The 14,444-nt window shown below is 64.4% G+C and carries 12 protein-coding genes and 1 tRNA gene; 10 read left to right on the top strand and 3 right to left on the bottom strand.

The features are described from left to right. Positions 1–6: 6 nt before the first annotated feature. Entirely contained in the window at positions 7–735 is a 729-nt protein-coding gene (locus ABID59_RS26380; RefSeq protein WP_354085326.1) for a sulfite exporter TauE/SafE family protein, read from the top strand. Here the strand turns inward: ABID59_RS26380 and ABID59_RS26375 are convergent. Together ABID59_RS26375 and ABID59_RS26370 are read right to left on the bottom strand one after the other, a co-directional pair. Further along, complete coding sequence (locus ABID59_RS26375) at positions 732–3,932, bottom strand: efflux RND transporter permease subunit (protein WP_354085325.1); 3,201 nt, start codon at positions 3,930–3,932, stop codon at positions 732–734. The genes ABID59_RS26380 and ABID59_RS26375 overlap by 4 nt on opposite strands. A gap of 184 nt (positions 3,933–4,116) precedes the next feature. Beyond that, positions 4,117–5,358 (bottom strand): efflux RND transporter periplasmic adaptor subunit, encoded by a 1,242-nt coding sequence (locus ABID59_RS26370; RefSeq protein WP_354085324.1) that lies wholly within the window; start codon positions 5,356–5,358, stop codon positions 4,117–4,119. Between the two features lie 201 nt (positions 5,359–5,559). Between ABID59_RS26370 and ABID59_RS26365 the strand changes: the two genes are divergently transcribed. Together ABID59_RS26365 and rnz are read left to right on the top strand one after the other, a co-directional pair. Further along, positions 5,560–6,162: a TetR/AcrR family transcriptional regulator gene (locus ABID59_RS26365; protein ID WP_354033957.1), complete on the top strand. Its 603-nt coding sequence runs from the start codon at positions 5,560–5,562 to the stop codon at positions 6,160–6,162. Between the two features lie 46 nt (positions 6,163–6,208). Continuing rightward, positions 6,209–7,114 (top strand): ribonuclease Z, encoded by a 906-nt coding sequence (gene rnz, locus ABID59_RS26360; RefSeq protein WP_354085323.1) that lies wholly within the window; start codon positions 6,209–6,211, stop codon positions 7,112–7,114. 16 nt (positions 7,115–7,130) lie between these two features. Here the strand turns inward: rnz and ABID59_RS26355 are convergent, their stop codons facing one another. Next, positions 7,131–7,979, bottom strand: a complete 849-nt coding sequence (locus ABID59_RS26355) for an IclR family transcriptional regulator (RefSeq protein ID WP_354085322.1) — start codon at positions 7,977–7,979, stop codon at positions 7,131–7,133. Between the two features lie 139 nt (positions 7,980–8,118). Here ABID59_RS26355 and ABID59_RS26350 point away from each other — a divergent pair, with 139 nt between their 5' ends. The 7 genes from ABID59_RS26350 to ABID59_RS26320 all read left to right on the top strand — a co-directional run bounded on the left by ABID59_RS26350 (position 8,119) and on the right by ABID59_RS26320 (position 14,061). Then, positions 8,119–9,039: a dihydrodipicolinate synthase family protein gene (locus ABID59_RS26350; protein ID WP_354085405.1), complete on the top strand. Its 921-nt coding sequence runs from the start codon at positions 8,119–8,121 to the stop codon at positions 9,037–9,039. A gap of 27 nt (positions 9,040–9,066) precedes the next feature. Next, on the top strand, positions 9,067–10,206 hold the full coding sequence (locus ABID59_RS26345; RefSeq protein ID WP_354085321.1) for a four-carbon acid sugar kinase family protein: 1,140 nt from the start codon (positions 9,067–9,069) through the stop codon (positions 10,204–10,206). Further along, entirely contained in the window at positions 10,203–11,240 is a 1,038-nt protein-coding gene (pdxA, locus tag ABID59_RS26340; RefSeq protein ID WP_354085320.1) for a 4-hydroxythreonine-4-phosphate dehydrogenase PdxA, read from the top strand. Before ABID59_RS26345 ends, pdxA begins: the two co-directional genes overlap by 4 nt. 13 nt (positions 11,241–11,253) lie before the next feature. After that, entirely contained in the window at positions 11,254–12,384 is a 1,131-nt protein-coding gene (locus tag ABID59_RS26335) for an iron-containing alcohol dehydrogenase (protein WP_354085319.1), read from the top strand. Positions 12,385–12,450: 66 nt separating this feature from the next. Beyond that, complete coding sequence (locus ABID59_RS26330; protein ID WP_148749403.1) at positions 12,451–13,422, top strand: Bug family tripartite tricarboxylate transporter substrate binding protein; 972 nt, start codon at positions 12,451–12,453, stop codon at positions 13,420–13,422. Positions 13,423–13,601: 179 nt separating this feature from the next. Further along, positions 13,602–13,675: transfer RNA gene (locus ABID59_RS26325), tRNA-Gln, on the top strand. A 113-nt stretch (positions 13,676–13,788) separates the two neighbouring features. Then, a complete protein-coding gene (locus tag ABID59_RS26320) occupies positions 13,789–14,061 on the top strand; it encodes a hypothetical protein (protein ID WP_354085318.1) in 273 nt (90 codons plus the stop codon). Positions 14,062–14,444 lie beyond the last annotated feature (383 nt).

The raw sequence follows: 14,444 nt of genomic DNA, 5'->3' as shown, positions 1-14,444 counted from the left end.
CAGACTGTGGCTGACATCACGACACTGCTGCTCCTCAGCGCCGCCGTGTTCGCCGGAGCCTTCGTCTCGGGGCTCTCGGGCTTCGCATTCTCCGCCGTCGCGGGTGCGATCCTGCTGCGGGTGTTTCAGCCGCTGGAGGCCGTACCGTTGATGATGGCGTGCAGTATCGGCGTGCAGGCGACCAATCTGTGGGCGCTTCGGCGCAGCATCCGCTGGGAGGGAAGCCTGTTCCTGATCATCGGCGGGTTGATCGGCGTTCCCATTGCGGTCTCGCTGTTGCAGTCGACCGACACACATCTGCTTCGGCGCGGCTTTGGTGTCGTCGTAGCACTCTATGCCGCCTATATGCTGCTGCGGCCGACGCTGGTGACGGCGAGTGAAGCCGTCGGCCGTCACTGGGTTGCGCTGATCGGATTCGGAGGCGGGCTGGTCGGGGGCCTCACGGCGATGCCAGGCGCGATTCCGACGATCTGGTGCGACATGCGCGGCATGCCCAAGAGCGAGCAGCGCGGCCTCGTGCAGCCGTTCATCGCCGCGATGCAGCTGTTTGCGATCATCCTGCTGGTCGGACACCAGGACCTGTCGTCAAAGGTTTTCGTCGATCTCGCGGTCAGCCTGCCGGCGCTGTTCGCGGGATCCGCGCTCGGTGTGATCGCCTTTCACCGGGTCAACGAGACGGTCTTTCGCAAGACCGTGCTCGTTTTGTTGCTGATATCGGGGATTTCCCTGATCTAGTGGCCAGCCTCATGGCCAAGACCCTGGACAGGTGCCACAGTGGAGCCGCTGCCGTGATGCACCAGCGGCTTCATGCCGGTGACAGTCCGCAGCAGCACATAGAACACCGGGGTCAGGAACAGGCCGAACACGGTGACGCCGATCATGCCCGAGAACACCGCGACGCCCATGGCGCGCCGCATCTCCGAGCCGGCGCCGGTCGAGAGCACCAGCGGCAGCACGCCCATGATGAAGGCCATTGACGTCATCAGGATCGGACGTAACCGCAGCCGGCTCGCCTCGATCGCGGCCCGGATGGGCGTGCGACCTGCGAACTCGAGCTCGCGCGCGAATTCGACGATTAGGATCGCGTTTTTGGCGGAGAGGCCGACGAGCACGATCAAGCCGATCTGGGTGAAGACGTTGTTGTCGCCCTTGGAGATCCAGACGCCGAACATCGCAGCGAGCAGACCCATCGGCACGATCATGATGATCGAGAGCGGCAGGGTCAGGCTCTCATAGAGCGCCGCCAGCACCAGGAACACCAGCAGGATCGCCAGCGGAAACACCCAGAGGCCGGAATTGCCGGCGATGAACTCCTGATAGGTCAGATCGGTCCACTCGAAGGCAAAGCCGGGCGGCAGCGTCTCCGCCGCGATCCGCGTCGCTGCTTCCTGTGCCTGGCCGGACGAGAAGCCGGGCGCTGCGGCCGCGTTGATGTCGGAGGACAGGAAGCCGTTATAGCGGATCGCGCGTTCCGGCCCCGCGCTCTGGCGGATCGTGAGCAGCGCCGACAACGGCACCATGTCGCCCGAGGACGAACGCACCTTCAGCTGCCTGATGTCGTCGGCGCGGGCGCGGAACGGCGCATCGGCCTGGACATAGACGGAGTAGGTGCGGCCAAACTTGTTGAAGTCGTTGACGTAGTAGGAGCCCAGATAAATCTGGAGCGTGTTGAACACTTCCGTGACGGGGACGCCAAGCTGGAGCGCCTTGGTGCGGTCGATGTCGGCGAACAGCTGGGGCACGTTGACCTGGAAGCTCGAGAACACACCGGCGATCTCCGGCGCTTTCTGCATCGCCGCCATGAATGCCTTGGTCGCCTCGTTCAGCGCTTCATAGCCGAGGCCGGCACGGTCCTCAATCTGGAGCTTGAAGCCGCCGATGGTGCCGAGGCCGTTAACCGGCGGCGGCGGGAACATGGCGATGAAGGCTTCCTGGATGCCCGAGTATTTCTTGTTGAGATCGGCCGCGATGGCATTGCCGCTCAATGCCGGGCCCTTGCGCTCGTCAAAAGGCTTTAGCGTCGAGAACACGATGCCGGCGTTGGACGAGTTGGTGAAGCCGGCGATCGACAGGCCCGGAAAGGCGACTGAACTCTCGACACCCGGCTGGGTCAGCGCGATGTCGCTCATCTTGCGGATCACCTCTTCGGTGCGATCGAGCGCTGCACCGTCAGGCAGCCGCGAGAAGCCGACCAGATATTGCTTGTCCTGGCCCGGCACGAAGCCACTCGGCACCTGCTGGAACAGCAAGGCGGTTGCGCCGACCAGGACCACATAGAGCCCCATCACTGCGGCCTTGCCTGAGATCACCTTGGTGACGGTGCCGCTATAGTTCTCCGAGGAGCGCGTAAACGCCTTGTTGAAGCCGCGAAAGAACCAGCCGAGCGCTTTTTCGAGAATGATCGTCAGGCGGTCCTTCGGCTCGTTGTGGCCCTTGAGCAGCAGGGCGGAGAGGGCCGGCGACAGTGTCAGCGAGTTGACGGCCGAGATCACCGTCGAAATCGCGATCGTCAGCGCAAACTGCTTGTAGAACTGCCCGGTGAGGCCGGAGATGAAGGCCAGCGGCACGAACACGGCGATCAGCACCATCGCGATCGCGATGATCGGGCCGGAGACCTCACGCATCGCTTGATAGGTGGCATCGCGCGGCGACAGCCCGCCCTCGATGTTGCGCTCGACGTTCTCGACCACGACGATGGCGTCGTCCACGACGATGCCGATCGCGAGCACCAGCCCGAACAAGCTGAGCGCATTGATGGAGAAGCCGAACACGTGCATCACCGCGAAGGTGCCGACGATCGATACTGGCACGGCCAGCAGCGGAATGATCGAGGCGCGCCAGGTCTGCAGGAACAGGATCACGACCAGCACCACCAGCGCGATCGCTTCCAGCAGCGTGTGGATCACGGCCTCGATCGAGGAACGCACGAACTGGGTGGGGTCGTAGACGATCTGGTAGGACACGCCTTCGGGCATGTTCTTCTTGATCTCGGCCATGGTGGCGCGGACGTGGTCGGAAATCTCCAGCGCATTGGAGCCCGGCGCCTGGAAGATCGGGATCGCGACCGCCTGCTTGTTGTCGAGCAGCGAGCGTAAGCCGTACTCGGACGCGCCGAGCTCGATGCGGGCAACGTCACGCAAGCGCACGACTTCGCCGCGCGAGCCGGTCTTGACCACGATGTCGCCGAACTGCTCCTCGTTCGCAAGGCGGCCTTCCGCATTGACGGACATTTGCAGGTCGATGCCCCTGACGTTGGGGGAGGAGCCGACCACGCCGGCTGCAGCCTCGACGTTCTGCGCCTGGATTGCCTTGACGATGTCGCTTGCGGTCAGCCCATGCTCGGCGGCTTTTTGCGGATCGACCCAGACCCGCATCGAATAGTCGCCGGCGCCGTAGAGCTGGACGTCACCGACGCCGTCGATCCGCGCCAGCCGGTCCTTGACGTTGAGCACCGCGTAGTTACGCAAATACGTCATGTCGTAGCGGTTGTTCGGCGACAACAGATGCACGACCATGGTGAGGTCGGGCGACGACTTCTTGGTGATGATGCCGAGTTGACGCACCACCGCCGGCAGGCGCGGCTCGGCCTGCTGCACGCGGTTCTGCACCAGCTGCGTCGCCTTGTCGGGATCGGTGCCGAGCCGGAACGTCACCGTCAGCGTCATGGCGCCGTCGGTGGTCGCCTGGCTCGACATGTACAGCATGCCTTCGACGCCGTTGATCTGCTCCTCGATCGGCGTGGCCACGGTTTCCGCGATCACCTTTGGATTGGCGCCGGGATAGGTCGCGCGCACCAGCACCGATGGCGGCACTACGTCGGGATATTCCGAGATCGGCATCGCGAACAGCGAGATCAGGCCTGCGAGGAAGATCAGGACCGAAAGGACGCCTGCAAAAATCGGACGATCAATGAAGAACTTCGAGAGATTCATGGTTTTGCCCCTGGGCAACATTCTGCGGTTCTCCGACAGCTCTGCCGTCATTCCGGGCGTGGGCGAAGCCCGCGAACCCGGAATCCAGAGGCGAAGTGATCGGAGTCTCGTAACTGCCGGATTCTCAGGTGCGCAATTGCGCACCCTAGTTCGTGCTATGCGCGCACCGGAATGACGGAGAACACTAGCGTTGCACCACGTCCTGGTTGCTGTGGTTAGAGGCCTGCTGCCCGCGCGCGCCCATTGTCGCCACCTCGGTCTTGAGGAGAGCGCCGGGACGCACGCGCTGCAGGCCGTTGACGACGATGCGATCGCCGGTCTTCAAGCCCGTTGTCACGATGCGCAGTCCGTCGACCGAGCCGCCAAGCGTGATCGACCGGTAGGCCGCACGGCTGTCGTCGCCAACCGCCATCACGAACTTCTTGTCCTGGTCGGTGCCGATCGCGCGCTCGTCGATCATGACCAGCGACTGCTGCTTCGGCTGGCCCATGCGCACGCGGGCGAACTGGCCGGGGATGAGACGCCCGTCTTCGTTCTGGAACACGGCGCGGACACGGATGGTGCCGCTCTGGCCGTTGACCTGGTTGTCAATCAGCTGGATATGGCCCTTGGCCGAGAGGCCGCCGGAGGTCGCCATCTCGACAGGGATCTGATCGAGATTGCCGCGCTTGCCGGAGGCATCGGCGATCGAGTTCAACGCCCGCAGCACAACCTCTTCATCCGCATCGAACGAGGCGTAGATCGGATTGACCGAGACTAGCGACGTCAGGACCGGGGAGGCGGTGCCGGCGGCGACGAGATTGCCGACGGTGATCTCGAACTTGCCGACGCGGCCGTCCACGGGCGCGCGCACCTCGGTGTAGTCGAGATTGAGCTTGGCGGTCTGAAGCGTCGCTTCGGCCGCCTTCACATTGGCAATGGCTTCGCGATTGGCGTTGTCGCGCTGGTCGTAGTCGCGCCGCGTGACGACAGCGTTGCCGACCAGCTGTGCGCCGCGCTCGAGCTCGCTCTGGGTGAAGACCACGCGCGCCTTCGCGGCCTCGAGCTGGGCGTTGGCCTTGTCGACCTCGGCCTCGTAAGGCGCCGGATCGATCTTGAACAGGACGTCACCGGCCTTCACCAGCGCGCCCTCGGTAAAATTGGTCGACAGGATCGCGCCGGCAACGCGCGGCCGAAGCTCGACGCGGTTGATGGCCTCGAGCCGGCCCGAGAAATCGTCCCACAGCACGGTCTGCCGCGGCTCGATCATCGCGACAGTCACGGGGACGGCTTGCTCGGTGGCGGCGGCCGTTGCGGTCGCTTGTGCTGCATGAAAGTAATGGCCGGTCGCGATCGAGCCGGCTGCGGCGAGGGCGCCCACGATGGCAACGCCGCCAACAAGACGGCGGAGGCGGCCGGGGCGAGAGGTATTTTCGGACGGGGGCATTTGCGCGCTCCAGATATGTAGTGTTCACTACAGATGTGGAGCTGGATATCGCAGCGCAAGATACTTATGTACCATTCACTAAGAAAATTGTAGCCCCTTACCGCAAGATTGGGAAGACGGAAGAGAAAATAAAGCGAGAACAAATAGATAGGATCAGGCGTTAGGTTCAGGGACGACGCCGATACCGAGGAGAGCAGGCACATGGGCATGGGACGCCCCCGCGAATTCGACGCCGAAGTGGCGTTGGATCAGGCGATGGAAGTGTTTTGGCGCCATGGCTATGAGGGCGCCACGATTGCCCAGCTCACGGAGGCCATGGGTATCAACCCGCCTAGCCTCTATGCCTGCTTCGGCAACAAGGAAGGCCTGCTCAAGGCCGCGCTCGACCGCTACACCAAATTGCGCAACGTCTGGATGGACGGGGTCGTCGCGGCGCCGACCGCCCGAGACGTCGCCGAGCGGATGCTGACGGGCATCGCCGAGAAGCAGACCGATCCCGCCAATCCGCCCGGCTGTCTCCTGGTGCAAGGCGGCATTGCCTGCGGCACCGGCTCCGAGAACGTCCCGTTCGAGCTCGCTGCCCGCCGCGCCCAGAACGAAGACCAGCTCCGCGACCGTTTTGTGCGCGCCAAGGCCGAAGGCGATCTCAAGCCGACGTCGGATCCAGCGGCACTCGCGCGATATGTGTCGGCCGTGTCGGTCGGCATGGGCGTGATGGCATCTTCGGGCTCCGACCGCGAGGCGCTGCGGCAGGTCGCGACCGTGGCGGTGCAGGCGGTTGAGGCGCAGTCGGAGCGCAGGTAAGGCTCCCAAAGGGGATCAGCCCTGCGACCTCGCACAAGGGTAGGCAATGTTCGCCCTGACATTTCTCGGGACCTCGGCCAGCGTTCCATCCGCAGAGCGCAACCATCCGGCGCTTCTGCTGGAGGCCGCGGGCCAGCGCATGCTGATCGATTGCGGCGAGGGCACGCAGCGACAGTTGCTGCGAAGCGGCGCCGGCTTCCGGCGGCTCGATCGCATTCTGCTGACGCACGGGCATCTCGACCACGTGCTCGGCATCCCCGGTCTGTTCTCGACATTGGGGCTGCGGCACACCTCCGACGTGATGACCATCCATGGCGGGCTAGGCACGCTCGATATCGTCATCCGCATGCTCGCAGGCCTGTGGGGCGAGGGCCGGGCGCCGATCGCAATAGAGTTCGCGCCGCTCTCTGAAGGGCATGTCGTCGACGCCGGCGACTTCACCATCAACTGTTTTCCGGTCCGTCATCGCGACACCGACAGTTTCGGCTTCGTTTTTCAAAGCCCTGCGCGCCGCCATCTCTTGTCCGATCGCCTCTCTGCGCTCGGTGTGCCCGATGGTCCCATGCGCGGCGAGCTTGCCGCGGGTCGGCCGATCATGATCGAAGGTGGCCGGACGATCGATCCGGAGGATGTCCTGGGTCCGCCGAGTGGCGGCAACAAGCTGGTCGTGATCGGCGACACCGAGGCCACCGAGGGGCTATCAAGACATGCCGCGGATGCGGACCTGCTGGTGATCGAGGCGACGTTCCTGGATCGGGATGCGCCGACCGCGCGGGACTACGGCCATCTCACCGCTGCGGAGGCGGCTCGGTTCGCGGCTGCGAGCAATGTTCGGCAGCTCGTGCTGACCCATCTGTCAGGCCGCTATGAGGACGGAGAGATCCTGGCCGAGGCGGCAAAGATCTTTCCGAACGTCAGGATTGCCGCAGACTTCGATCGTATCGCTGTTTAGGCAGTGCGTTGCGCGCTCAGCTCAACAGGCCCGACTTGATCGTGATATCCTGCACCGTGCTCGTCAGCCGCATCAGCTTCGGCAGCGCCTGATCGCGAAAGGTCGGCATGTCCATGCGCATCGCATCCACGGTGACGCTCAGTCCGGCAATCACAAAACCCTGCGCGTCCAGGATTGGCATCGCCAGCGTGCGCAGGCCATAGGCGTTCTCGCCGTCGGAGACGGCATAGCCCTTCTTCTTCACCTGATCGAGCCGGGCGAGCAGGGCGTCGAGATCGGTCAGCGTTCGCTCCGACAGCTTGACGCGGGGCCGTGACTCCAGCCGCTCGATCTGCTCGTTGCGCTGAAGATGCGCCAGCATGGCATGTCCGAGCGCGGCGCTATAGGCGGGGATGCGCGTGCCCGGCCGACGATCCATCTTGTGGCGGTCGAGGCCGGCGCCGACACGCGCGAGATAGATCACATCGCCACCATCGAGGATGCCGAGCGAGGCCGCATCGCCGACCTCGGGCACGAGGTCGCGCAGCAAGGGCTCGACGATGGTGCGCAACGATCCGTGCGACAGCACGGTGTAGCCGAGATCGAGGCAGGCAAGGCCGAGACGGAACCGGCGGCTCTGCGGCACCGCCTGGAGATAACCGAGTTCGATCAGGGTCTGGATCAGCCGGAACGCCGTTCCGCGGTCGAGATCGGCGCGAGCGGCAACTTCACTCAGCGTCAGCTCGAACGCCTCGCTGGTGAAGCTCTTGAGCACGGCAAAGGCTTTGCCTACGGACGCGACATGATTCTTGGGATTTTTATTCTCGGGATTTTTCGGTGTAGCTTCCGGTGCGGGTTTCGCCGCCTTCTTTTCGACCTTGGCCATGCCCGTACGCCCTGCGATGACAGCCACAGCCCTTGACGCGGCGGCAGCCTGATCTTACCAACGGGTCAGATTATAACAAATGTTCGCATTCCGAACAACATCGATCTGACGATCGGAGGAAGCTTTGTCGACATCATCGCTGCACCCCCAGTCCTTGCACCCACATGGCGTGTTCTCCGCCGCGTTGACGCCGCTCGACGCCGAGCTCGCGCCCGATCATGCGCGCTTTGTCGCGCATTGCCGCTACCTGCTGGACGAAGGCTGTGATGCCATCGCGATGCTCGGCACCACGGGGGAGGCGAACTCCTTCTCGGTCTCCGAGCGCACCACGCTGCTGGAGGCCGTGATCGCCGGCGGCATCAAGCCGAAACAGCTGCTGCCGGGCACCGGCGTCGCCGCGTTCACCGAGACTATCGCGTTGACGCGCCATGCGCTGTCGGTCGGCGTCGATACCGTGGTGATGCTGCCGCCGTTCTACTACAAGAACGTCAGCGATGACGGCGTCTATGCCGCCTATAGCGAGATCATCCAGCGCATCGGCGACAAGCGCCTCAGGATCGTGCTCTATCATATCCCGCAGATGTCGATGCAGCCGATCTCGCACGCGCTGATCGAGCGGCTGCGAGCGGCCTATCCGTCGACCATCGCCGGCATCAAGGATTCCTCGGGCGACTTCGCCAACATGACCGCGATGGTCGATCGGTTCCCGGGCTTTTCGGTGCTGACCGGCGCCGACCCGCTGCTGCTCCCGCTGCTGCGCAAGGGCGGCGCGGGCTGCATCACCGCGACCTCGAACCTCGTCGCGCGCGATCTCGCCTATGTCTTCAAGCATTTCCGCGACAGCGACGACGACGCAAGCCTTGCGGCTGCACGGGCGCGCATCGTGAACGCGCGTGAGCTGGTCTCGCGCTTCGCGCAGATGCCCTCCCTGAAGGCGCTGATGGCCGAGCGCACCGGTCACGCCGGCTGGCAGCGCCTGCGGCCGCCGCTGGAGACCTTGCCGGCAGCTCAATTGAAAGAGCTGCTCGCGAATGCCGCGGCATTCGCGACGGCCGCTTAAGGCGGGCGCGAGCGGCGAGGCGATCCGATGTCCGAGTCTTTCCAGGACGCGCTGACCGGGCTCGCCGCCATCCGCCTGCTTGCCGACGACCTGACCGGCGCGCTCGACACCGCGGCGGAGTTCGTCGGCCTGTGCGGACCGTTCGACGTCATCTGGGAGGATACGCCCGCGGCGTCAGGCTCCCCGAGCCTCGCGATCGACAGCGGCACCCGCGAACGTTCGAAAGCCGAAAGCGTCGCGATCGTCGCCCGGCTGGCGCCGCTGCTTCGCGACGGCACGATTGCCTACAAGAAGGTCGATAGCCTGCTCCGTGGCGCCTGGGCGGCCGAGCTCGGCGCCTGCCTGAGCACTGGTCACTGGGCGTCATGCGTGGTCGCGCCTGCCTTCGACTATCAGGGACGCCGCACCGTCGATGCCCAGCAATATGCGCGCATGATGGACGGCGACTGGCATCGCGTCGGCGACAATCTGCTGGACCAGTTGAGACAGGATGGCATCGAGGCGCAGCGCGGCAGCGCCGACACGCTGGCGCAAGGCGGCGTTCAGGTCTTCGATGCTGGAACCGACCTCGATCTCGATCGCGTCGTCGAGCTGGCGCGGCGGATGCCCGGGCCGGTGCTGTGGTGCGGAAGCGGCGGGCTGGCCGGTGCACTCGCGCGTGGCCACCGCGCAGATGCACTTTCGAAATTCAAGCGGCCGGTGCTGGGCCTGTTCGGCTCGGACCAAGCCGCCACCGCATCCCAGCTGGATGCATGTGGCGACGCTGCTGTTGCGCTCGCCGAAGGTGACGGCAGTGCGCTCGTTCAGCGCAAGCTGGCCGAGCGAGGCGTGGCGTTGGTGAAATTCTCGCTTGCCGAAGGATTGTCGCGCGCCGATGCCGCGCAACGGATCGCGCGCGAGCTGACGGCGCTGGTCGCGGAGCTCGATCCGCCTGGAACCCTGATCGTTGCTGGCGGAGAGACGCTGAAGGCCGTATGCCTTGCACTCGGCGCGCACGCGCTGCAGGCGACAGGGCGGATCGTGCCGGGCTTGCCGCGCTCGACGCTGCAAGGCGGCCGCTGGGCCGGCGTCGATGTGATCTCGAAATCCGGAGCGTTCGGCGGGCGCGATCTCTGGCGCGATCTGCTCCGGGACAATCATTTGCTCAATATGGGGAGCCCGACATGACCTCTCGTCATCTTGCCATCACCATGGGCGATCCCGCCGGGATCGGGCCGGAGATCATCATCAAGGCCTGTGTGGGATTGAAGGATCGGATCGCGAGTGGCGATCTGCGTCTGCTGATCATCGGCAGCGGCGCTGCGCTGGACGGCGCGAAGGCCGCGCTCGGTGCCAATGTTGCGATCCCGCAAGTCACGGCCGACGATCGCGGCTGGCCCAACCTCTGCTACCTGCAAGCCGACGCCGAGGGCGACCCGATCAGGCCAGGTGTGCTCAGCGCCGATGGCGGCCGCTTTGCCTACAAGGCGATCGAGCAGGGCGTGCGCCTGACGCAGGCGGGCCGGACCGGAGCCATCGTCACGGCGCCGCTCAACAAGGAAGCTCTCAACAAGGCCGGCTATCACTTTCCGGGGCACACCGAGATGCTGGCGCATCTCACCGGCGTGCGCGGCTCGGTGATGCTGCTGGCCCACGGCAACATGCGCGTCAGCCATGTTTCGACCCATGTGGCGCTGGAGGACGTGCCGAAGCGTCTGACACCGGAGCGGCTGCGCATGGTGATCGATCTCACCAATGATGCGCTGCTGCGGCTCGGCATCGCCAGGCCCAAGATCGCAGTCGCTGCGCTCAATCCGCATGCCGGCGAGGGCGGCCTGTTCGGCCGGCAGGATATCGACGTCTCCGCGCCGACGATTGCGAAAGCGGTCGCCGACGGCCTCGACGTCGTCGGTCCCGTGCCCGGCGACACCATCTTCGTCAAGCTGCGCGCCGGCCAGTACGATGCGGTGGTCGCGATGTATCACGACCAGGGGCACATCCCGGTCAAGCTGCTCGGCTTCCAGGTCGATCCCGCCACCGGTCGCTGGCAGGAGCTCTCCGGCGTCAACATCACGCTGGGCCTGCCGATCATCCGCACCTCCGTCGACCACGGCACTGCCTTCGACATTGCCGGCAAGGGCATCGCCAACGAGCACAGCCTGATCGAAGCCATCGACTATGCCGAGCGTCTCGCCGCCGGCGCCGCCGCTTCCAGGTCCTGAGATCGAGCCCACCATGACCAACGCCTTCACGCCCATCGAAATTCTCCGCCCCACCATCCTGGAGTTCGGCAACGGCACGATCACTGCAGCAGCGCGCTTCGCCGAGCGGATCGGTGCCAAGCGGCCGATGGTGGTCTCCGATCCCTTCAATGCGCGTCGCGTCGACACGCTGGCCCTGCCGGGCGCAGTCAAAGTGTTCGGCGACGTCAAGCCCGAGCCGGACCTGCCCAATCTCGAGAAGGCGGTCGCGATGGCGCGCGACGTCAAGCCCGATCTCGTCGTCGGCTTCGGCGGCGGCAGCGCAATGGATATCGCCAAGCTGGTCGCCGTGCTCTGCACCAGTGATGTCGCCTTTGCCGACATCGTCGGGCCGGAGAAGGTCGCCGGCCGCAGCGTCGCGCTGATGCAGATTCCGACCACCTCCGGTACCGGCAGCGAGGCGGGTACCCGCGCGCTGGTCACCGATCCCGTCAGCCAGAATAAGCAGGCGGTGCAGAGCCGCTTCATGCTGGCCGATATCGCCATCGTCGATCCTGACATGACGATGACCGTGCCAAAGGAGATCACTGCAGCCACCGGCGTCGATGCGCTGGCGCACTGCGTCGAAGCCTATACCAGCCGCAAGGCGCATCCGACGATCGATCTCTATGCGCTCGAAGGCGCGCGGCTGGTCGGGCGCTATCTCAAGCGCGCGGTGGCCGACGGCGGCGATCGCGAGGCGCGCGCCGGTCTGTCGCTGGCCTCGCTGTATGGCGGCTATTGCCTGGGGCCGGTGAACACCACCGCCGGACACGCCGTGGCCTATCCGCTCGGCACACGGCATCACATTGCCCACGGTCTCGCCTGTGCCGTGATCTTCCCGCACACGCTGGCGTTCAACATGCCGGCGGTCGAGGCGAAGACGGTCGCGGTGCTTGGAGCGCTCGGTCTGCCGGAGCAGAACGATCCCAAGCTTGCGTTCGATGCGACCTATGCGTTCTGCAAAAATCTCGGCGTCGAGATGCGGCTGTCGGCGCTCGGCGTGCCCAGGAATGATCTCGGTGTGATGGCCGACGAGGCGCACGCCATTCGCCGGCTGCTCGACAACAATCCGCGCGATCTGAGCCGGGATGCGATCCTGAGCATGTACGAGGTCGGGTTCTAGCTAGCTATCTCCGCCGCGCGCCCGCGGCAACTCAACAACAATACTGTAAAAGGTGAGGAAACTTCGATGAGATCGATGTGGCTTGGTCTTGCTTCGGCAATTCTGCTGGCGATGTCCCCGGCGAGTGCGCAGGACGGCTATCCGTCCAAGCAGGTGAGCGTGATCGTGCCCTTTGCCGCCGGCGGCACCGCGGACATCTTTGCGCGCATGGTGTCGAACCATCTGCAGATGAAGCTAGGCAAGCCGTTCGTGGTTGAGAATGTCGGCGGCGCCGGCTCGATCCTTGGCGTGACGCGGCTGGCAAAGTCGGCCCCCGACGGCATCACACTCGGGCTTGCCAGCACGTCGGCGCTCGCGATCAATCCGTCGTTGTACGGGCCGAAGCTCAGTTATCAGCCGGACAGGGACCTGGCGCCGGTCGCCCAGATCAGCGTCGTGCCCAACGTGCTCGTCATCAACCCCAGCAAGATCGCGGCGCGGACCGTGCCGGAGCTGATCGCCTATCTGAAGGCGAACCCGGACAAGGTCTCGTTCGGCTCGGCCGGCGTCGGCACCTCGCAGCATCTCGCCGGCGAGCTGTTTCAGCAGATGACCGGCACCAGGATGGTGCACGTGCCCTACAAGGGCTCGAGCCAGATGCTGACCGACCTGTTGAGCGGCCAGATCGATCTCGCCTTCGACAACGTGCCGCTGCTGCTGCCGCAGGTGAAGACCGGTCAGCTCGCGATGCTTGCCACCGCAACGCCGAAGCGCGCCGCCTTCGATCCGGAAGTGCCGGCCGTGGCCGAATTCCTCCCCGGCTTCGAAGCGGTCGCCTGGCACGGCTTCTTCGTTCCGGCCAGCACGCCAAAGCCGATCGTCGAAAAGCTCTCGGCCGAGATCCGCGCCTACATGCAGCAGCCGGAGACGGTGCAGAAGATGGCCGAGCTCGGCGCCACCGCAGTTGCCGTCGATTCCGAGCCGTTCGCGGCCTATATCGCCTCCGAGACGGAGCGGTGGAAGAAGGTGATCGAGGCTGCGAATATCAAGGTGGAGTAGGGGGCGGGGCGCGTGCTTGAAGCTGTGGCGGCTGCGCTTGATCCGTTTACAGCCGCGCTTGCCAGCCTAGGGCTGAGCAGGTAGAAGGCTGCCACGCCTGAGCCGCGATTTGCGCCAAACGCGCTTCCGGCCGCAGTCGGACAAATCGGTAAGACCTTGAATTTGTTCGGCTATTCCGTTGGGGAATGGTGTAACGGTAGCACAACAGACTCTGACTCTGTTTGTCTTGGTTCGAATCCAGGTTCCCCAGCCATCCCTCGCGGCATGGCGTAACCTCTTCAAATCGTTGAAGTTGCTCAGGCTGGGTGCCCGCTGTACCCCAACGCCGCCCCTAACGCTTGCCCCTAACGGATGTCTGAATTTTCAATGTCCGATGCAGACCGCGATTCCGAACGCCTCGCTGATATCTTGCAAAGTGGCGAGCTACCTGACCTTGCGGAGTTCGCGCGTCTCTTAGGCTTAGGAGACGAGTATTTGCCACCGAAGAAAGAACCACCCCACAAACCCGCGATGCAGACATTGGAGCGGCTTCGTGCCGACCTTCGCGGGCGCATCTTCGTTAACAAGGCCGAGGGGGAAGTCCTGTGGCAAAAGTTGCAGCAGGTTGAGGCCGTCCTGAAAATGCTCGACCGGACCTAAAGCGCCCGGAATCTGCCGCGTGATTAAAGGCGCATCCCGAATCTGACGCACCTACTGGGATTCGGAAGACGCTGAAACCAGAATCCAGGCATTCGCCTGTCCAGGCCAAAATAGATAGGTGCGTCCAGTTGTTGCTTTGATCACCTTATTTTCCTTTCCGTCGTGGTACGAGACTAAAACCGTCTCGCCGCATTTTACACACGAAAAGTCCGTCGACTGCTTAGGCTCAATCGATAGGGTTTGCCATGCAGACTGCCCGTTCCAGTAAGAAAACACTAACGTATAGGGGCCGGGATTTCTTATGCGAATTTCACCCGATTTAGGTGGCGAATTCAAAAGGACAGACGGAGGAGCTATCTGAGCTATCCCCCCTTCCCGAGGAC

The organism is Bradyrhizobium sp. S3.3.6 (assembly GCF_040546905.1).
Classification (GTDB): Bacteria; Pseudomonadota; Alphaproteobacteria; order Rhizobiales; family Xanthobacteraceae; genus Bradyrhizobium; species Bradyrhizobium cytisi.
This window is presented reverse-complemented; position numbering and strand designations above follow the sequence as displayed.

What these genes read in the sequence shown, in the direction of transcription:
- ABID59_RS26365 (WP_354033957.1), top strand. Translation starts at nt 5,560, where the DNA reads ATGGGCATGGGACGCCCCCGCGAATTCGACGCCGAAGTGGCGTTGGAT.
- ABID59_RS26330 (WP_148749403.1), top strand. Translation starts at nt 12,451, where the DNA reads ATGAGATCGATGTGGCTTGGTCTTGCTTCGGCAATTCTGCTGGCGATG.
- ABID59_RS26370 (WP_354085324.1), bottom strand. Translation starts at nt 5,358, where the DNA reads ATGCCCCCGTCCGAAAATACCTCTCGCCCCGGCCGCCTCCGCCGTCTT.
- ABID59_RS26320 (WP_354085318.1), top strand. Translation starts at nt 13,789, where the DNA reads ATGTCCGATGCAGACCGCGATTCCGAACGCCTCGCTGATATCTTGCAA.
- ABID59_RS26335 (WP_354085319.1), top strand. Translation starts at nt 11,254, where the DNA reads ATGACCAACGCCTTCACGCCCATCGAAATTCTCCGCCCCACCATCCTG.
- ABID59_RS26345 (WP_354085321.1), top strand. Translation starts at nt 9,067, where the DNA reads ATGTCCGAGTCTTTCCAGGACGCGCTGACCGGGCTCGCCGCCATCCGC.
- rnz (WP_354085323.1), top strand. Translation starts at nt 6,209, where the DNA reads ATGTTCGCCCTGACATTTCTCGGGACCTCGGCCAGCGTTCCATCCGCA.
- ABID59_RS26355 (WP_354085322.1), bottom strand. Translation starts at nt 7,979, where the DNA reads ATGGCCAAGGTCGAAAAGAAGGCGGCGAAACCCGCACCGGAAGCTACA.
- ABID59_RS26375 (WP_354085325.1), bottom strand. Translation starts at nt 3,932, where the DNA reads ATGAATCTCTCGAAGTTCTTCATTGATCGTCCGATTTTTGCAGGCGTC.
- pdxA (WP_354085320.1), top strand. Translation starts at nt 10,203, where the DNA reads ATGACCTCTCGTCATCTTGCCATCACCATGGGCGATCCCGCCGGGATC.